Annotated in this window: 15 protein-coding genes; 11 read left to right on the forward strand and 4 right to left on the reverse strand. The window is 51.7% G+C overall.

Annotated elements, in window-relative coordinates:
- Window positions 1-77: 77 nt before the first annotated feature.
- The 8 genes from ACFIOZ_RS04845 (at window position 78) to ACFIOZ_RS04880 (ending at window position 10,518) form a co-directional block, all read left to right on the forward strand.
- Window positions 78-2,552, forward strand: coding sequence for a TonB-dependent siderophore receptor (locus ACFIOZ_RS04845; protein ID WP_386082565.1), 2,475 nt, complete (start codon window positions 78-80; stop codon window positions 2,550-2,552).
- A 358-nt stretch (window positions 2,553-2,910) separates the two neighbouring features.
- Complete coding sequence (locus tag ACFIOZ_RS04850) at window positions 2,911-3,753, forward strand: ABC transporter substrate-binding protein (RefSeq protein WP_386082566.1); 843 nt, start codon at window positions 2,911-2,913, stop codon at window positions 3,751-3,753.
- A gap of 114 nt (window positions 3,754-3,867) precedes the next feature.
- Window positions 3,868-4,392, forward strand: coding sequence for a sigma-70 family RNA polymerase sigma factor (locus tag ACFIOZ_RS04855; protein ID WP_386082567.1), 525 nt, complete (start codon window positions 3,868-3,870; stop codon window positions 4,390-4,392).
- A gap of 9 nt (window positions 4,393-4,401) precedes the next feature.
- Complete coding sequence (locus ACFIOZ_RS04860) at window positions 4,402-5,391, forward strand: FecR domain-containing protein (protein ID WP_386082568.1); 990 nt, start codon at window positions 4,402-4,404, stop codon at window positions 5,389-5,391.
- A gap of 93 nt (window positions 5,392-5,484) precedes the next feature.
- A complete protein-coding gene (locus ACFIOZ_RS04865; protein WP_386082569.1) occupies window positions 5,485-7,953 on the forward strand; it encodes a TonB-dependent siderophore receptor in 2,469 nt (822 codons plus the stop codon).
- A gap of 109 nt (window positions 7,954-8,062) precedes the next feature.
- The gene (locus ACFIOZ_RS04870) at window positions 8,063-8,965 is read left to right on the forward strand and encodes an ABC transporter substrate-binding protein (RefSeq protein ID WP_386082570.1); all 903 of its coding nucleotides are present in this window, start codon (window positions 8,063-8,065) and stop codon (window positions 8,963-8,965) included.
- 7 nt (window positions 8,966-8,972) lie between these two features.
- Window positions 8,973-9,755 (forward strand): siderophore-iron reductase FhuF, encoded by a 783-nt coding sequence (gene fhuF / locus ACFIOZ_RS04875; protein WP_386082571.1) that lies wholly within the window; start codon window positions 8,973-8,975, stop codon window positions 9,753-9,755.
- Between the two features lie 157 nt (window positions 9,756-9,912).
- Window positions 9,913-10,518 carry a LysE/ArgO family amino acid transporter gene (locus ACFIOZ_RS04880; RefSeq protein ID WP_386082572.1) on the forward strand — a complete coding sequence of 202 codons (606 nt, stop codon included), beginning with the start codon at window positions 9,913-9,915 and terminating at the stop codon, window positions 10,516-10,518.
- Window positions 10,519-10,572: 54 nt separating this feature from the next.
- On the opposite strand, the gene uxaC is transcribed toward ACFIOZ_RS04880, so the two are convergent.
- From uxaC to ACFIOZ_RS04900, 4 genes are all read right to left on the reverse strand, one after another.
- Window positions 10,573-11,982, reverse strand: a complete 1,410-nt coding sequence (uxaC, locus tag ACFIOZ_RS04885) for a glucuronate isomerase (protein ID WP_386082573.1) — start codon at window positions 11,980-11,982, stop codon at window positions 10,573-10,575.
- A 103-nt stretch (window positions 11,983-12,085) separates the two neighbouring features.
- Window positions 12,086-14,458 (reverse strand): TIM-barrel domain-containing protein, encoded by a 2,373-nt coding sequence (locus tag ACFIOZ_RS04890; protein WP_386082574.1) that lies wholly within the window; start codon window positions 14,456-14,458, stop codon window positions 12,086-12,088.
- A 61-nt stretch (window positions 14,459-14,519) separates the two neighbouring features.
- The gene (locus ACFIOZ_RS04895) at window positions 14,520-15,818 is read right to left on the reverse strand and encodes a TRAP transporter large permease (protein ID WP_386082575.1); all 1,299 of its coding nucleotides are present in this window, start codon (window positions 15,816-15,818) and stop codon (window positions 14,520-14,522) included.
- 1 nt (window position 15,819) lies between these two features.
- Window positions 15,820-16,344, reverse strand: a complete 525-nt coding sequence (locus ACFIOZ_RS04900) for a TRAP transporter small permease (RefSeq protein WP_386082576.1) — start codon at window positions 16,342-16,344, stop codon at window positions 15,820-15,822.
- Between the two features lie 225 nt (window positions 16,345-16,569).
- Here ACFIOZ_RS04900 and ACFIOZ_RS04905 point away from each other — a divergent pair, with 225 nt between their 5' ends.
- From ACFIOZ_RS04905 to ACFIOZ_RS04915, 3 genes are read left to right on the forward strand one after another with little or no spacing between them, the layout of a single operon-like run.
- Complete coding sequence (locus tag ACFIOZ_RS04905) at window positions 16,570-17,553, forward strand: TRAP transporter substrate-binding protein (protein ID WP_386082577.1); 984 nt, start codon at window positions 16,570-16,572, stop codon at window positions 17,551-17,553.
- 23 nt (window positions 17,554-17,576) lie between these two features.
- Complete coding sequence (locus ACFIOZ_RS04910; RefSeq protein ID WP_386082578.1) at window positions 17,577-19,406, forward strand: glycoside hydrolase family 2 protein; 1,830 nt, start codon at window positions 17,577-17,579, stop codon at window positions 19,404-19,406.
- An 18-nt stretch (window positions 19,407-19,424) separates the two neighbouring features.
- Window positions 19,425-20,153, forward strand: coding sequence for an FCD domain-containing protein (locus ACFIOZ_RS04915; RefSeq protein WP_386082579.1), 729 nt, complete (start codon window positions 19,425-19,427; stop codon window positions 20,151-20,153).

Here is a 20,153-nt window from a genome sequence, read left to right on the forward strand (position 1 = left end):
TTTTCGGGTTCCCCTTTTTCGCGCTGGTTCGATTCCCCTATATAAGCAGCCAAAAACCATCTGCAAGGGGAATCGAAATGCCGCAACAACGCACTGCGTTACAACCATCGCCTACCGCCACCCGTCCGTTTCCACGGCGTCGCCGCGCCCTCGCGCTGGCGGTACACCTCGCCGCCGCCGGTTTGTTAGCCACGCCGCTGTTGTCGCTGCCCGCCATGGCGCAAACCGCCCAGCAGCAAGCACGCCAGTACGATATCCCCGCTGGCCCGGTCAGCACGGTGCTCAATCGCTTCGCCGCTGAAGCGGGTGTTTATATCAGCGGCGCTGGTGAGCTAGGCGAGGGGCGCCAAAGCCCTGGGCTGCAGGGGCGGTATGGGGTAGACGAAGGGCTGGAACGGCTGCTGAATGGCACCCGCCTTAGGGCCGTACGGCAGGGGGATGGGAGCTATCGGCTGGTGGAGCGGCCTGGTGAGGTGGCCCTTTCTACGGTGCGTGTGGAAGCGGATTGGTTGGGGCGTTCTGCTGTGGGGCCCGATGATGGCTACCGTGCTCAACGCAGTCTGACAGCAACCAAGACAGATACTCCGATTTCAGAGACTCCACGCTCCATTTCGGTGGTAACGAGGAATCAGATAGAGGATCAGGGGGCGCAAACGCTGGAAGATATTCTGGAGTATATACCCGGTGTTAACAGGTATAGCTACCCTGGAGGCGAGTCTTTGGCCGGTGATATTTTCTACATCCGTGGCATGAACCAACGGGATTATGGCTACGGTACTTATCGTGATGGCCTGCGTGTTCAGCCCAATGCCTACTCCACATCTGCCGAGCCTTATGGTCTGGAGAGGGTCGAAGTGCTCAAGGGGCCTTCAGCGATTCTATACGGTGAAAATGTGCCTGGCGGAATGGTCAACTTGGTCAGCAAACGGCCTACTTATGAACATCAGGGCGAGGTTAACCTTAGCTATGGTACTCATGATCGCAAGCAGTTCTCTCTTGATGTGGCGGGTGCTCTCAACGAAGAGGGCAGTGTTCGTGGTCGGCTGGTGTCCTTGATACGAAATGCCGACACGCAAATCAATAGCATGTCAGATGACCGAGTCTACCTTGCTCCTTCGCTGGCCATCGACCTTAGCGATAGGGATACCCTGACCTTGCTAGGACAATATCAAAGGGATAGCACTCAAATGCAACTAGGGCTGCCAGCAGCGGGGACGCTACTTGGCAATGCTGGCGGAAAATTGAGTACTGATGTCAATCTGGGGCGTACGGATTGGGACGCTTTTGATCGTGAATTCTGGACATTGGGTTATGAATACGAGCACCGCTTTAATGCCAACTGGACGTTTCGTCAAAACGGGCGTTACACGCGATCTTTGGTAGATCGCCAGGAAACTTGGTTGCAATTCGTCGATGCAGGTTTCGGGACTAATATTGGCACCTATAATCTTGATCGGGCTAATGAATCTAGGGTTTATTCCATCGATAACCAGATGGTGGGTAACGTGACCACCGGGGCGCTCGAAAATACGTTGCTGTTTGGTGTTAGTTTTGACAAGACATCATTTGAACAGCAGCAGTATGCTGGTGATATAGCCAATGGCGAATTCGAGATTATTAATATTTTCGATCCGCTGTATAGCAGCGCGCCGCAAACCTCTAGGTTATCAGATGATGGCGATCTCAAGCAGGATTTGACTGGAACCTATGCTCAGTGGCAGGGCAAGGTGGGCGGTTTGATTGCACTGGTAGGTGGTCGTTATGACTGGTCAGATAGTGAATATGATGACTACACTGCAGCCAACGATGATACTCAGCGCTCCGACGAGGAATTCAGTTGGCAAGCCGGATTGATGTATCAGTTTGCCAACGGCTTCTCTCCCTACGTTAGTTACTCCACTACTTTCGTACCTGTACAGATCCAAACGGCTGATGAATTCAAGCCTATCACTGGAGACCAGGTAGAGTTAGGGGTGAAGTATGAGCCTGAGGGTTGGAATACACAGGTGACGGTTGCTGCTTACGATATCAATAAGCAGGATGACATTAGCTATGATGCAAGCTCCGGTGAATACCGACAAGTTGGCGAGACGCAATCCCAGGGCTTGGAAGTTGAGGTCAAAAGCGATATTAACGAAAGCCTGAGTTTGACCGCTGCCTATAGTTACATTGACGCCAGGATCATCGATGATGCGGGCTCACGCTTAGAAGATGAGCAGATTACTGGAATACCACGCCACCAAGCCTCTTTTTGGGCCAATTACACCTTTCGCCAAGGGGCGTTGAACGGCTTGCAAACGGGTCTTGGTGTCCGTTACTTGGGTAAATCCTACGCCTATCCGCCGGAGAGTCTAGATTATGGCACTCTCGAGGTAGGTAGCGAGACGCTAGTAGACGCGTCCATCGGTTATGATTTCGGCAATAATTGGAGCGCTAAGGTCAACGCCAAGAATCTATTTGATCGTGAGTATGTTGCCCGCTGTAACAACGGGGGACGTTGCTACTGGGGGGCCGATCGCACGTTCCTGGGTACCGTGTCTTACAGCTGGTAAGGCATTGGCCCTGAAGCGTATCTTGAATATTTCGCACCGACATCCCACATGGCGGTGCGACATTTTTATCCTTGCTTCTATAAGACCTTGTTGTCCAGCGAACCTAACATTGCCCATGCATATTCCCGTGAGTAAGAACGGAATGGTCTATTGGGCAAAGAGTTTCTAAAGCAGCCCAAGAACCTTATATGGCAAGTTGGTTGATCCTCAACTACTAAGTGGAAACGCTATATTCTACTCCGTAAAGGCAGGCATAATAGTGAAGTGTCACAGATGCACTCTTAATCGTTCAATATGTCTTAGCAGTATCCCCTTATTTTTAATTCTATTGGTTGGGTTGCAGACTAGTGCTGCTTCGATGGCAAGTAACGATATCAATGAATCATCATTGGCAACATTTGATTTCGCAATCGCCGAGACGCTCAATGCGATAGGCCATCCGCCTATGTTTCTAGCGGGTCTAAAAGGGTACGAAACCTACTCACGTCAAGATAATATCATCCTTAACACGACAAATCTTGGCTCCCGTTTTCTTCCCAACTATGAACTTCTTGCACATCATCCCCCAGAGCATATTCTAATTTCTCCACCCGCCCATGTCAGCTTAATACCAAGACTCAGAGAGATTGCTGATGTTAAAGAATATACGCTTTATAATTTTTCTAATGATGTTAATGCTGAGCAGAACCATTGGGAAGTGGTTGAGGAATTGACTCGTGAACTTGGTTCTCTTGTCAATGATTCTGTTGCTGCAGAGCAGTATGTGGAGAGAACCAACAGCTTTTTTGATGATTTAAAAAATCAGCTTAACAGCATAGACGTTCCCCTATTAATAGTGCGCTTAGTGGATGAGCGCCATGCTCGTATTTATGGTAAGGGAGGCGTTGAAGGTATGGTGCTAAATCGCCTTGGCCTTCAGAATGCATGGCAAAGAGATTTAGGCCAATGGGGGTCGATTACCGTCAGCGCAGTAGCCCTTTCTAATATCAAGGCTCAAATAATATTTCTTGAAAGCCCCTACGATCCACCTGGAGGGCAGAGACAACTCCTCTATGATGGTCAGTGGAGACACTTGCCAACCGTGAAAGAGGGCAACTATACAATTGTCCCTATCAACTACTGGTCTTGGGGAGGTTTCCCCTCCGCCCTTCGCTTCGCCGAATCCCTCGTTGAGGCATTAGAGGAGCCAACTATGCCCTAACACTGATCTGATCACCGCTATATCATTTGTAATGATAAGTATTATCACTTATTGTTTGCGTCTGGTTTTGCCCTTTTTTGGGCAGTTGGCACAGGCACTCAATGGCAACGGGCGATGGTATCGATAAAGCAACAGGGCAGAAGCGAGGTTCCTTTCGACGCCCTCTATCACAATCATCATAGCTGGCTGCGGCGCTGGTTGAGCGCCAAGCTGGGTTGTTCCCATACCGCTGCCGATCTCGCGCACGATACCTACCTACGCATACTGGCGCGGGGCACTACGCCAGCGCCGGAACAGTCACGCCGTTTCTTGACCAAAATCGCCAAAGGGCTGGTCGTCGACCATTACCGCCGTCGGCGAATCGAAACTGCCTATTTGGAAACTCTCAGCCTGCTTCCAGAGACACACGCGCCTTCTCCCGAGGAGCAAGCACTCACTATCGAAGCGCTGTTAGAGATCGATACGCTGCTCCATGAGCTTCCCGACAAGCCTCGCCGAGCTTTTCTTATGTGTCGCCTGGACGGCCAGAGTTATCAAGAGATCGCCGAGGCGCTGAATGTCTCGGCCTCTTCGGTAGAGAAATATATCGCCCGGGCGCTGCTGGCTTGCCACCGCGCGATAAGCGAATCTCAACCTTAAGTGAATGCCATGAGCCGCACGTCCACCGACGCCTCCCATGAGACCATCGATCCTGCCGTGCTAGAGCAGGCCAGCCTGTGGATGGCGCGCTTATGGAGCGACGACATTAGCGAGGCCCAGCGCGAAGCCTGCCTGGCCTGGCGACAAGCATCGCCGGAACATGAGCGCGCCTGGCAGCAGTTGCAGGCGATTGACGGCCGGTTGGCTGCGCTACCGCGTCACGCTGCTCGTAGCGAGCTGTTTTCGTCTTCCCAAGCGGTCTCCCGGCGTGGCTTGCTGCAGTGGGGCGGCTTGGCCGTGCTGCTAGGCGGGCTGGGGTTTGGGCTACCGCGTACGCCCCAGTGGCAGCGCCAGTTCGCCGACTACGCCACCGGTATTGGCGAGAGTCACGAAGTGACGCTGAGCGATGGCACTCATCTGGTCTTGGATACCGATACTGCTATCGACATAAGATTTGATGATCACCAGCGGCGGCTCCACCTGCTACGTGGCGGAGTGCTGATTACCACGGCAAAAACACCGGACGCCCGGGCATTCAGTGTTATGACGAAGGAAGGACTTTCCTATCCTCTGGGAACCCGCTTCAGCGTGCAGCAGCATACTGACAGCACCCAAGTGGCCGTTTACGAAGGCCGGGTGGCCCTGGAGCAGCGTGGAGGCACCGAACAGATAACGCTGGATGCTGGCCAGCAGGCTGACATGAGCGCCGATGGGGTATCGTCACCGGTGCCCTTGGAACCTGCTGGAGAGGCCCGCTTTCAGGGGCGGCTGGTGGCCGAAGGCATGCGAGTTAGTGAGGTGGTCGAGATATTGGCCCGCTATCGCCATGGCGTGGTGCGCTGCGCACCAGAGGTAGCTGACCGGCGGGTGAGCGGCGTGTTCTCGCTGCAATATACCGATCGCGCCCTGGCCAGCCTTGCCGATGCGCTGTCTTTAAAAGTGGTCTACCGAACGCCATTTTGGGTCACGGTCATGCCGCGCAGCGATGGCGAAAGCTAAGAAAAAAAATTTCAGAAAACATTGAGGGATTCTCGTTCTCGTTCGGAGTAGGAGATGTAGACATAAAAAATGCATCACTCAACGGGGATCTTCATGACGACGCAGCAAGCGCACTCACGCTTTATCCGAACACCTTTGGCCCGCGCCATTCAATACAGTCTACTCGCCAGCTGTTTGGCTGGCCTGCCCGCAACGGCGATTGCTCAGCAAGCCGCAGGGCAGAGTGCCGCGGCTCAGCAACGCTATTCCATTGAAGCAGGACAGCTCGATACGGCTTTAAATCGTTTCGCGGTCAGCGCAGGCATCGAGATTGCCTTCGATGCCACTTTGACCGCTGGCAAGCAGACCGCCGGGCTGCAGGGCAGCTATGGAGTAGACGAAGGTTTGGAGCGCTTGTTGGCAGGCACCGGCCTTGCGGCCGTGCGCAGTGCTGAGGGTAGCTATCGGCTGGAGATCCTGAATGAGCGTGCTGCTCAGAACTTAGAAACCGTTTCGGTCTACGGCACCCTACCTGCCCGCTATGAAGGCCGTTACGCTGACTCCTCGCTGCGTATTCCCAAAGATATTATTGATGTTCCTCGATCCATCGACGTCATTCCTGAGCAGTTCTTGCTTGATCAGCAGGCTCGAGAAATGGCCGATGCCTTTCGCCTATCACCCAATGTGGTTGTGGCTGATGGCTATGGTGGCACCCGGGAACACTCATTGATTCGTGGCTTCAACCGCAACGATAACTTTTATCGTAATGGCGTTCCTTTTAGCCATGAAAGCCGTATTGATCCAGCCACTATTGATAATGTTCAGCTCATCAAAGGGCCCGTGGCCGATATCGGCCGGATGTCGCCAGGTGGCATCGTTAATATAGAAACCAAGCAACCACAGTTTCAACGCGAACATTCCATTTCGACAACCTTCGATGAGCATGGGCAACGACGTGGAACCCTCGACCTCACGGGCCCCGTCGGTGAGAGCCAAAACTTGGCCTATCGGATCACGGGCTCGCTTGAGGACAGCGAGACATTTCGTGATACCAACGTTGATCGGCAGTTTTTATCTTCTGCGTTACTCTGGCAAGGTGATTCCGGTGCAAGCGTAGGCTTCAATCATGAGTATTCTAAAGATCGCCGAGAAATAGATAGAGGATTAATTACGGTACCAGTGGGGGATTTGCGACGCCGACTAGCGGATGTTCCTTTTGATACTCGCTTCGATGGAAATATTCCCAATGAGCGCAACAGTGAATATCACCTGGCTGAGCTTGACGTTGTCATTCCGTTGGCAGATTCAGCCTGGGAAATCGACAACAAGCTCTTTTACTCAAGAGAAACGGGAGAAGACCTTCGTGCCGAAGTCATTTCTGTTGGAGCCGATGTTAGCAGCGAGCTTGCTGGAGATACACTAATCCGGCGTGTTGGTGCCAACCAAGACCGCATGCGTATATATAAATTTGCTCGCTCCCAGCTCATCGGTGAAATCGATACGGCTATACCAATACGTGTAGCAACGGGCGTGGAATATCGAGAGTTCAGCCATGAGTGGCGTTACTTAAGCGGTAATCCTCAGATTGGGGGCACTGTATCATCGCCGGACTCTTTCACTCTTATTAATGACCTTGACTCTCCCAGCAGCGAACAATCTTACGATGTTAGCCAAAAATCGCATGGCGTGTTCTCGGCTACCGAGTTCTCGCTAACGGATTCAGTGACGCTTGACATTGGGCTTAGATATGAAATATCGGAGAGCAGCTACCATAACGATAACTATTTGACAGGTTCAACAAGCGATATCGATTCAGGTAGTAGCAGTAAGCTTACGAAGGGGCTCGGATTAGTCTGGGAGACCATGCCGGGCCTGAATCTATACTTCAGCTATGCAGACACCTTCGAGCCTCAAAATATATATGTAGGAAATCAAGAAGTTTTCGAACAGGATCCTAGAGAAGGTCGACAGGTCGAAGCAGGCGTGAAGTGGAGTTCTGCCGATAACCGCTACTTTATTACCGGCGCGGTTTTTGATCTTGAAGAAGATAACGTGGTCGAAACCATCAACGGAGAGCCAGTGCCTACTGGTGGCATCACCTCTAGAGGCGTAGAGGTCTCTATCGCCGCTAACCCTGTCGATGGCTTCAACTTGCGTGGCGCTATTGGGTTGCTTGATGCTGAGATAGTTAGCGATAACGAAGCAACGAACGGCAATCAACCGCGTAACGTACCTGACACGACTGCCAGCCTTTGGGCAAGCTACGAATTCCAGAACCCTGAAAGCGCTCTTCGGGGGCTAGGTATCGGCAGTGGCATTACCTATGCTAGCAACCGCTATGGTGATAATGGCCACGTTAATAATCTTGGCGAGACTCTTCATGGCTTTGAACTTGGTGACTATACCGTTGTTGATGCCGGCCTCTGGTACTACCTCCCTGTCGGTAACGGCAATCGCCTACGTTTTGACTTGGGCATCAAGAACGTTACCGATGAAGAGTATATTGTTGCCTCAGGCGGCAATACCCGGATAAGCGTGGGTGACCCGAGAACACTCTATAGCGGTGTCCGCTTCGAGTTCTGATTGAACTTGCTATGTTCAAAACATCAGCCTCAAAAAAAGAGGAAGGGGGCAGCAGCCCCCGTTCTTGGAATTATCAATACTCGTTCTTAGTCGATCATAAGAGAATATCATGCCGGGTTTCACGATCATCCTTAGGCGTTTATTTAATAGCGCAGTGACAATTGTCGTCATTGCGATTTTAACGCTGCCTACTATAAGCCTAGCGTCTTCTAATAGTTCAGCCATTGCCGCTCTCGATATCCGTATCGTCGAAACAATGGTAGCGATGGATATAATACCTACGTCGCTGACGGATCCTAAGGCCCAATACTTCTCTACCACTAGGTTGATGGAGTCTACTAACCTTGGCATAGGCTTCCAGCCTAACTTGGAACTTCTAAGTCAAGTTTCGCCACAGCAGATTTTGGTTTCGCCGAATTTAGCTCAAATTTCTGCTCGGTTATCTGGTATTTCTTCAGTGAAGAGCCTAACGCCTTATGACATTGAAACAAGAGCAGACCCATGGCACCAGCTGACCTCTTTCACTCGGGAACTTGGCAAATACATCGATGATGAGAGGTCTGCGGAACGCTTAATACGCGAAACTGAACAGCATCTCTATGCATTGCGGGATAGTATCCCAGATAACCAGCCGCCCCTTTTAATCATTCGCTTAATGGATAACCGTCATGCTCGTGTTTTTGGTAACAGCAGCATGTTTCAAAGTGCCTTGGAGCAGTTGGAGCTAACCAATGCCTGGCAAGGGGAAAGCAACCACTGGGGGGTTACGACTGTCAGCATTGACGCATTGATCGACATTGATGCCCGCTTGGTGATATTGGAAAGCCCCTACGCTAACAGCCCCGTTCATGAGCAATTCTCCACACAAGGTACTTGGCAACATATGCGCAGCTTGCGGCGCGGGGATGAGATCTATTTGCCCGCGACGTTTCATCATTTCGGTGTTCTTCCTTCTGCCTTAAGCTTTGCTGTTCTCCTGGTCGAGGCCCTCGACGTGCGCAGTGAGCATTGATGACAATATGATCGAGTTATTGACCCCTATCTTTAAAGGCGAGTGGGCCCACTTCGGTGAAGGTCTGATCTGTAGGGAGAAGGCGGGGAGCCACGCCTACCTGCTAGCCGACCTGCTTAATGAGCCAGAGACGTTCGATGCCATTTTGCTGCGGCGCGCTCGCATTTATCATGTTGACGACTTGCGGCCAGTGGCATCTATCTGGTTACTGAAATACGTCACTCTACTAGTTCCGCCTATCGCCGTCGCCGCAACAGTACTGCTGCATGGGTTCCCCGTCAGGCCTCAGGATATATCGGTAGTATTGGATGAAGATGCAGCCCCCGTCGCTTTCGTTATTCCCCATCTTGGCGGAAGCATTGCTGGCCTCGACCCCCTGCGGCGTTACACTCCTCTAATAAAAGAGCATTTGGAGCCGCTTATTGCCCACCTTTCCTCGCGAACTCAAGTGCCGACCAAGATATTGTGGGGAAATGTTGCGCGGCGATTAGAGACCCTTCTTACCCTCGCACAACAGCGGGACACCTTTTCTCCCGACACTGTTCAGCGGGCTGCTAGTGATAAAGCATATCTGCTAGAGCAACGTGTTTGGCACGGTAACAAACGCAACCCGATGTTTGGCTCGAAACGCCAAACGGTACGGATGACAGAGGAGGAAGAAGTGCCTGTGCGGCTTCATCGCCACTGCTGCCTTGATTATCTCTTGCCGAAAGGGAGTTACTGTGGGCTATGTCCACTGTCACCAGAATTTCGCAAGCGAAAGGAGCGACTGCATGTTTCTCGCCGTTGAGCTCGAGCACCTTGTGTTATTTCCCAAACCACATAGATCTCTCTATAAGCAAAACGAATACCCCATTAGCAGGATGATTTTTAGTTATCCATGCTCTCCGTTACCTTAGTGCCAGGATTGACCAACAGGACGCTTATCTGACACTGGGAGCGGGGCAATGTGGGAGAGTTATATCACCGGATTGGTGGTGTGCGGCGGTATTATCATGGCGATTGGAGCGCAGAACGCCTACATTTTGGGGCTGGCGATTCGTCGTGAGTATCACTGGTGGTCGGCGGGGCTGTGTATAAGTGCGGATATTATTCTGCTCACGGCGGGTATGTTTGGAGTGAGCGCCTTCCTGCTGACGATGCCCAGCGCTATGGAAGTCATGCGCTGGGTGGGCGTGGTGTTTTTAAGCTGGCTGGCGGCGCAGGCGTTGTTCCGAGCTGTTAGCGGGCGGCAGGGGTTAAGCGCTGAAGCGGGCAAGGCGCGTAGTTTAACCAAAGTGATTTTGGCCACCCTTGCCGTCACCGTGCTCAATCCTCAGGTGTATCTGGATACTCTGCTGCTGATACCCGCCATTGGCGCCCAGCAGGAGAGCGCCGGTGTGTTTGTGGCGGGGGCCTCTACCGCGTCCATACTCTGGTTTAGCCTGCTGGCCTGGGGTGGCGCCGCGCTCTCGCCTTGGCTTTCAAAACCTATCGCGTGGCGCACTATCGATGGCCTGATTGGCTTGATGATGGCGGGCATCGCCATTCATCTCGCCTTTAATGCCGGCTGAAATAGCCCTCTATTACCGCAACGGTCATATCGATACACGCATCTTCTTAGGCCTTTACCCCGTGAACCAGCGGCGGGCGTTGTGGTAACTGATATCCGCAATAATCTCATCAAGCAGTTTGTGATCATTAGGGGCCAGTCCATCAGTAACCCAGCGCCCGACGATACGGCATAGCAGCCTTCTGAAATACTCATGGCGGGGAAAGGACAAAAAGGATCGACTGTCCGTTAGCATGCCGGTGAATGTGGACAATAACCCCATCTGAGCCAAGTGGTTCATCTGGTTTTCCATGCCGTCAAGCTGGTCATTGAACCACCATGCAGTCCCCGCCTGTACTTTGCCTGCTATGCCACCGCTTTGAAAGTTACCCGCCGTGGTGACGATGATGGGGTTCTTACTGGGATCCAGCGCATAAAGGATGGTGCGCGGCAGCTCATTGGTACTATCCATGCGATCCAGCAATTTGTTTAACGGCTCGGCAATGGGCTTATCTTGAATGGAATCAGCTCCTGAGTCGCTGCCTGCTGCGCGCAATATTTGCGTACTGTTATTGCGCAGCGGCCCTATGTGCAACTGCATAACAAGGTCTGCCCGAGAGTATGCACGGCCTAGCTCTACCAAGACGGCCATACGGAAGCTCTCGGCTTCGTTTGGCGCTAAGGCTTTGCCCTGGCGGCCTTTTTTCAATATGGCATCAAGCTGGCTAGTGCTTAGCTCATCGGCCTGTTCTAGCTGGCCAATACCGTGGTCAGCGGCACGGCAGCCGTTGGCAATAAAGTACTCCAGGCGATCCGTGAGGGCGCTTATCAGATGCTCGAAGGTGCTGATGGGCTGTCCTGTCAGACTCTCCAATTTTTCGATGTAGGCACTGAACCCAGCGCCTTCGATGGCCAGCGCGCGATCCGGGCGAAAGGTAGGTACCATGGTAAGCCCACCTTTGTGTGGCGAGGCAGCAAACGCTTGGTGGTGCTCAAGGCTGTCGAGGGGATCATCGGTGGTGCCAATGAGTTCGACCTTCATTTTTTTTAGCAAGCCCTGGGCGTTGAACTCAGGCTGGCTCAGCATTGCTTGGGTGGTTTGCCAAATCTCCTCTGCGCTGTCGCCGTTGATCAACTTGCCCTCATCACCAAAGTAGCGCCACAGTTCGAGATGGCTCCAGTGGTGCATGGGGTTGCCAATTGCCTTAGGCAGAATCTGGGCAAATGCCAGAAACTTCTCTTTATCTGTTGCGCTACCGGTAATGTGAGACTCTGGGACTCCTGCCCAGCGCATCACGCGCCACTTGTAGTGGTCATGGCTTAGCCATAGATCGCCCAGGTTGTCCCAGCTGCGATTGTTAGCCACTTCTTCGGGGGGCAGGTGGTTGTGGTAGTCAATAATAGGTAAGTCGGCCGCCACATCATGGTAGAGGCGGCGTGCTGTCTCTGTGTCCAGCAAGAAATCAGCATGTAGATAATTATTCATAGGAAAGCCTTCTGGTTTAACGTCTCAGCAATAGTGGCATACGCGAAAGCACCCATACCTAGGTGTAAATATGGTGGCTGAAGTGTTGTGTTATTACGGCCCATCATGACTTCTCCATGGTGATGAAACCATCCCGCTCGATGATTTGGCCACCATAGCTCAAGGGGCGGCTTTCACCTGCGGGTAGCACAATGTTGAGCTGTGAAAACGGGAAAGGCATATTGCCAGCATGGCTGATTTGCAGTTCCAGGCCATGCTCATCGCCGCTAAGCCGTAGAGAGGTAACGCAGTGTGGGCCATCTTTGCTCTCGCCGTCATCGTCATAAATAAGCGAGGTGCAGGAAAAAGATCCAGGCTGGGGAAACAGTGCCAATGTTCGGCCAACTTGCGCCTCCGGCGTTGCTTTTATGGCCTCATTAGCAAGCGGCAGTATTGATCCAGCCTTAACAAACAGCGGCATATCCGCCAATGAAACCGGCTTCTCTAACCATGTTCCTGGGGCATGCAGTTGGCCTGTCCAGTAGTCCCACCACCCTGCATGGTTGTCGGGCAAATAGATGCGCCGCTTATCTGCGCCTTGCTCAACCACAGATGCTACGAGTAGGTCTCGACCTAGAAGGAAATCGTCGGTGTCTGCATAGGTTTGGTTGTCATTCTCATGGTCGAGAAAGGTGGGTCGTAGCATGGGTTCGTGGTGGTTTACCGCCTGCCAAAGGCAGGTATAAAAATAAGGCAGCAAGCGGTAGCGGAATTGTATAGCGGCACGTATGCCATCGGCAGCGCTGGGATGTGTCCAAGGCTCAGTCACAGAGCCATCGTTGTTCCAACTGTGAATGGAGAAGCGAGGGTGAAAAATGCCGTTCTGAACCCAACGGAGTAAAAGCTCGGGGCCAGGCTGGGGGCCAGCAAACCCACCGACATCATGCCCAATGTTGTAAATACCCGAAAGCGACAGCCCCAGCCCCATGCGGATATTCCAGCGCAGGCTCTCCCAGCTGGTTTTGTTGTCTCCTGTCCAGGTCTGGGCAAACTGTTGCAGGCCAGCACAGCCTGACCGGGTCACCACGTAGGGGCGATGTTGAGGCACATGTTGTGACTGCGCCTCCCATGACGCATGAACCATCAACAGCGAGTGCAAGGGCCGTATCAGCCCCACTTCGATCTCTTCACCAAAGCCAACGCAACGGGCACCATGATCCCACACTTCAAATTCGTTGTTATCATTCCAGGTGGAAGTGATGCCGAGGTTCAGCAGTTGTTGCGTGACGTTCTCTTTCCACCAGCTGAGCGTATCGGGGTTGGTAAAATCAAGGTGAGAACCTTCATCGTCCCAGAAGCTGGAGAGCTCCGGCGTGTCGGATTCACTGTCTTGTATAAATAATTTATTCTTTGCCACTTCTGCGTAGCGCGGGTGGTTCCTTAACAAGCAGGGCTTGATGTTGGCGATTAATCGCACCCCAGAGTCATTAAAGGCTTTCGTCAATGTGGTTGGCTCAGGCACCTTGTCGTTATTCCACGTAAACACATAACGCTTATCTTCAATTGAGGTGTAACCCGAAGAAAGATGAAAGCTGTCGCAGGGGATCGCCTCGTTCTCCAGCTTGCGCAAAAAGCCGATGAGCTGATCCTGAGCGTCGGGTGCATCGGTATAGGCCATGGTTGACCCGGAATAGCCCAGCGACCAGCGCGGCGGAAATGCCATCCCCCCGGTTAATGCCAACTGGTTCTTCACCAGGTCTAGAAGCTGTGGCGACCAGCGGAAATAGTAATCCAGGTCGCCATCATCGGCCGTAAAGAAGCGATAAGGGGCGTGGTAGTTATCAAGCTCCTGCCCTATGTTCAACACACAGGTGTTCAAGGTGTCGTAGAAGAGACTAAAACTGCCGGTGGACGTGGTTTGGGTCAGGGTGAACGGCAGGTGTTTATACAGCGGGTCGGTGCGCTCTGCGTCATATCCCATGGCGTCTAAGCTGCGCATTTCGAAACGCCGCCCTGTCCGCTCCAGCAGCCCGGCTTTTTCGCCCAAGCCATAAACCCGCTCATTGGGGTGTCGGCGTAAGTAGTGGGCGTGGGCATGGTTCTTAACGCCCAGCATATAAGCGCCGGTGGGTCTGTCTTCAGTCAAATATTGCCAGCCTTCATCCACAAAGGCTTCCCACCTAAAATGCAGCGGCTGAGAGACGGTGAGCCGTAAGGCACTGGTCTCGATCTGCAGCTGGCCATCCGACCACCCAAGCTTGTACGTGGGGCAACTGAATCCCGTCAGCGAATCACGTGGGCGACCCTTTGGTAAGGTGTTGCCATCCGGGTTTACTGTCCATGAGCGGTTAAGACGCCATACGCTGTCCTTTAGCAGCCGCACGCGAAACAATTGGTTGTCCAGAATGTTGATGCAGATTAAATGTCTATCGTGCACTCTCAGTTGCACTGTGGTGTCGTCGTGGTGCTCCAGGCGCCAGTCTTTTAAGGTTTTCATTGTTTATCCTTTGATTCCTGAATTCAGGATTTAACGGTGGTCATCACCTGGAGCCAACTCGTTAATAACCTAAAATAAGCTGGGGCAAAAATAAGCTGATTTGTGGAACGAAGGTCACCAGTAGAACAATGGCTATCAAGACTAAATAGAATGGCAGGATGGGCTTCATCACTTGACCAATACTCACGCCACTGATGGAGCAGCCGACAAACAGTGCTGAGCCCACTGGCGGGGTACAAATGCCGACACAGAGATTGATTGTCATGATGATGCCAAAGTGAACCGGGTCTATACCGATATCCTGCATCACTGGCATCAGGATAGGGGTGAAAATAAGCAGTGCCGGTGTCATATCCATAAAGGTACCAATCACCAGCAGTACGACGGTAATGCACAGTAGAATGATAATCGGATTATCGGATATGCCGATCATAAATGAAGAGATTGTTAAAGGTATGTCGCCGAACGCCATGGCGCGGGACATAGCAATGGAACAGCCGATTAAAAATAATACGATAGACGTTGTGACGACCGAGTCGATAAAGATCTTGGGAAGATCCGTTACCCCTATTTCTCTGTACCAACATAAAGATAGGAAGAGTGAATAAGCAACGGCGATCGCCGAGGCTTCAGTCGCCGTAAAGACGCCACTAATAATCCCGCCAATCACCACCACAATGAGGCCTAAAGGCAATAACGCCCGGCGTAGTGCTGATTTAACTTCAGCAAGGGAGGGTTTCTCCGCGACGGGGTAGCCCTTTCTTTTAGATATGATCCCAGCCACCACCATCAGGGATAAACCCATGATGATGCCGGGGATATAGCCCGCCAAAAAAAGCGCGGCTATCGACGTGCCACCAGTAATCAGCGAGTAAACAATGAGTGTTGTGCTGGGAGGAATCAACAGACCCGTAGGGCATGAGGTGACGTTAACGGCTGTTGAAAAGGCTGGATCGTAACCCTCCCGCTTCTGGATGGGCGCCATCACGCCCCCAACCGCTGCCGCCGACGCAACGGCTGAGCCGGATAAAGCGCCGAACAGCATATTGGAAATAATATTGACGTGGGCAAGCGAGCCGGGAAGTCTTCCGGCAAGCACTTTAGCTAAATCGATCAGGCGAAGTGCGATGCCGCCTCGATTCATGATGTTGCCAGCCAAAATGAAGAAGGGGATGGCGATTAGTGTAAAGCTATCAAGCCCCGAGGCAATTTGCTGGGCAACAATGCTGAGGGACTGATCAACGCTCATGAATAACAGGAAGGTGAGTGTCGCAGATACGCCAATCGCGAACGCAATGGGTATGCCTAAGACCATTAAAAGCGCGAACGACCCAAAAAGCACCAGGACGGTTATATTCATACTAATCTCTCTCTTGTGGGGCAGGTGCTTGTTGCGGATCTATAGTGAAGCCGCCCTCCGACTTAGGGTTAAGCCAAACTCGCCCTAAAAAGATAAAACAGTAAAAAATGATGATCAGTCCGGAAACCGGGATGGGGCCATATACGTAGCCCATGGGGAGTCTCAGCGTGGGGGTGATTTGGCCTGATGCCAGCGTTCGGGAGACCATTTGCCAACCGCCCCACACCATCACAAAGAAGGCAAAGCCAGCGACAATTAACAGTATGAGTGTGTTAAGTAACTGACGTGAGCGGCCGTTTAAGGCAAGAGGCAATATATCAATGGCGAGGTGGCGGGCTTGGCCAAAGGTATAGGCGCCGCCCAAGAGTGCCAACCACATAAACAATAAGCGTGCGATTTCACTTGTCACTGTGCTTGGTGTGCCTAGTACGTATCGGGATAACACCTGCCACGTCACACTGACGACTATAATCAACAGTACTAAAAACACTGCCGTGCCAAGCACATAGTCCATTGCGCGTTTCATACCTAGACCTCTGGTTTTATTTTTGTGTATCGGTGACTAGCTCCTTACTCTCTAGTCATTATGCAGAGCGTCGCTGCTACTCCAAAAGATGTCAACCAATTTGTCTTATTGGTTGACATGATATAGTCGGTAAGCCATCTTGCATCTGTCACCTAGAAAGTGAGTGTCTCGATGACGGTCGGCTTTCACGACAACAATCACAACAACAAGCAGGAGAAACAGCTGATGACAACAAAAGCCTTGCGACATACGGCTCTAATCAGTGCGGCGCTGTTCGTGTCAGCGGCCTCAGCTCACGCCCAGACGCTTCGGCTGAACCACAATAATCCTGAAGACCATCCTACTCATGTCAGCATGCAGTACATGAGTGAGCGTCTTTCAGAACTCACCGATGGTGAACTGGATATTCGCATTTATGCCAACGCACAGCTTGGCTCGCAGCGTGAATCCATGGAGTTGGTGCAAAACTGTACATTGGATATGGCGCGCAGCAATACGGCCGAACTGGAAGCATTTGAGCCAATGTATAGCGCCATGAATCTACCTTTTATTTTTGAAAGCGAAGAGCACTTTGAACGGGTCATTAACGGAGATATTGGCCAAGATATCCTCAACGCGTCAGGTGACAAAGGATTCATAGGGGTGGCCTTTTTAACCGAGGGGGCCCGCTCCTTTTATGGCGATCGCGCTATTCACTCCCCGGCAGATCTGGAGGGTTTGAAAGTGCGTGTGCAGCCTAGCCCATCCGCTATCAGAATGGTGGAGCTACTAGGAGGTAGCCCGACTCCCATTGATTGGGGTGAGCTCTATAGCGCGCTGCAGCAAGGGGTGGTAGAGATGGCAGAAAATAACCCAACGGCCCTGACGAACGCGCGCCATGGCGAGGTAGTAAGCCATTTTTCCCTTGATGAACATACCATCATTCCTTCCGTGGTAGTCATCTCCAGCTGCGCCTGGGATCGTATGTCGGAGGATCAGCAAGCGGCGATGAGGCAGGCGGCATCAGAAGCTCAGGCGTTCCATTCCGATTCCTGGAATAAAGCGGCAATGGCAGCATTGGAAACCGCTGAGACTGAGATGGGGGTTGAGATTAATGAAGTAGATAAAGCGCCCTTTATTGAAGCGGTCATGCCTATGCACGATGAAGTGGCTAACCAATCTGCTGAATTGGCCGACCTAATCAGCCGAATCAAGGCAGAGGCTAACTAAAACCGCTGCAGGGGAGGTGGGCGATGCTAGAGCGATCATCCTTGGCTGAGAATGCCCTAACGTCGTTACATGACGAAGAGTACGACGTGCCATTGAATCTGCAAAATCTGAACCACTCCACCATGGTGTTCACGAAAGGCCGCACGTCGACGTCGCTGAACGGCCATTGGAATTTTTGCGTGGATTTGCTTGATACGGGGCTGCGTCAAAAATGGTATGAAATGCAGCCCGCCGACCCTGCTGATCGCACTGAACCCTGGGACTACGACCCCTATATGGGTGACTCCGTCCCGGTGCCCTCAAACTGGGCCATGCTAAAGGAAAAATGGTACTTTTTTGAGGGCAGCGCCTGGTACACCAAAAAGCTGACCCCAGAGTTTTTTAAAAAGCGGGATAGTGACGCGGAATCAGGCCATCGCTACATTCTTAGGGTTGGCGCGGCTCAGTACGACTGTAAGGTATTTCTTAACGGAAAATTCCTAGGCAATCACTATGGCGGCTCGACTCCCTTCTACGTTGAGTTGACGGATGACCTGGCCGAAGAAACCAATTGGCTGATGCTGTGTGTCAATAATACCCGTACGCTGGATCGCGTACCGATGCGCAATACAGACTGGTTTAATTACGGTGGCGTTTACCGCGAGGTCGAGCTATTTAGCCTACCCAGAGAATTCATTCGCGATATGTTCATTCGCCTTTCTCAGGATGGAAGGGCGATAGAGGTTGATGTAGTTATTGATAGCGCTGTTGATAGCGCTGCTGATGGCCCCAGCATTCACCATGCTTACCTTGAGATACCTGAATTAGGCATTGCTCAAAAGATTAGCATTGAACAGGGCAAAGGCACCTGCCGAATAGCAGCAGAACCAGAGCGATGGTCGCCTGAAAACCCACGCCTATATGAAGTGGTGCTGACTGCTGGCGAAGATCGTATCACTGACAATGTCGGATTACGTTCAATCGTTCGCCAGGGGGTCGATATCCTCCTAAACGGAGAGCCTATCTGGCTACGCGGCATTTCTGTTCATGAAGACGATGACATCCTCGGGAAAGTGACGTCCGATGAAGACATTCGCAGACGGCTCGTCCATGCGAAAGAGCTTGGGTGTAATTTTCTTCGCCTCGCGCACTACCCCCATCATGAGCGCGCAGCTGAACTAGCCGATGAGATGGGCTTTTTACTATGGCAAGAAATTCCCGTTTACTGGGCCATTGACTTTGATAATCACAGCACGCTTAAAGATGCTAAAAACCAACTCATTGAGTTAATAAAGCGTGATCGCAATAGAGCTAGCGTTATCATTTGGTCGATTGGCAACGAGAATCCAGATACGGATAGCCGTCTCTCTTTTATGCGTGACCTGGCTGAAACTGCACGCCTATATGACCCCACGCGCTTAGTCGCCGCAGCGTGCCTGATTAATCATGCAAAATTGAAAATTGAGGATCGGTTAGTCGACCATTTAGACGTTATCGGCATTAATGAGTATTACGGTTGGTACGATGAAAACTTCGACGACCTGTACGCCATCGGAAAAAATTCCGACCCTGATCGCCCCGTCGTCATTTCTGAAACGGGGGCGGATGGCGATAACTCATCTCAAGGCCCGTCTGAAGGCCTGTTTAGCGAAAAGTATATGGCGGATGTTTACCGGCGGCAGATCGATACGCTGCAAAAATTAGCGTATATCAAAGGCATGTCGCCTTGGATTTTATACGATTTTAGAGTTGAGCGAAGACAAAATATCTTTCAGAGAGGCTTTAATCGGAAAGGGTTGATTGCTGCTGATAAATCTACAAAAAAAGAAGCATTTAATGTTCTAGCTTCTTTTTACCACTCTATAAAAGATTAAAAATGGAAATGAAATCTAATGCATAAGGGTTTACGGCGTTACCAAGAGCTGGCTCGCGACCTGAAGATTTTGATTCAGCAGAAAGGGTATAAAGTCGGCGATCGTATTATGACTGAGCGTCAGATTTCAGAGGCTTTAAACGTGGGCAGATCTGCCGCACGCGAAGCCATACTCATGCTTGAAATTGACGAGCTGGTTGAAGTGAGAAAAGGGTCTGGCATCTATTTGCTTTCCGACAGCCGCTCGGTAGCAAAGCCTGTGGTTGATGATGTAGGGCCATTTGAATTGTTACAGGCAAGGCAGCTGTTGGAAAGCAGCATTGCTGGCTTTGCCGCGGTGACAGTCACCAAAAACGATATTGTACGTATGCGGGAAGCGCTTGATATGGAGCGCAAGGGCATTGAAGAAAAGAATAACGACTACTCCAGTGATGAGCTATTCCATCGCCTGATAGCAGAAGCCACGCAAAACAGTGTGCTGGTCGATATGGTTTCTGAACTATGGGCCAAAAGAGACCAGAGCTTGATGTGGGCCAGACTGCATGAGCGGATATTTGATACCAACTACCGCGAAAAATGGCTAAAGGATCATCAGGATATCCTCTCTGCGCTGCAGCTAAAAGATGCCGAAGGGGCGCGTAAGGCGATGTGGGTTCATTTAGATAACGTCCGAGACACCCTAATGGAGCTTTCCGACGTGGAAGACCCGAATTTTGACGGCTATCTGTTTAACAAGAGCACGATTTAA

The sequence above is a fragment of the Vreelandella sp. F11 genome, assembly GCF_042466685.1.
Lineage (GTDB): Bacteria > Pseudomonadota > Gammaproteobacteria > Pseudomonadales > Halomonadaceae > Vreelandella.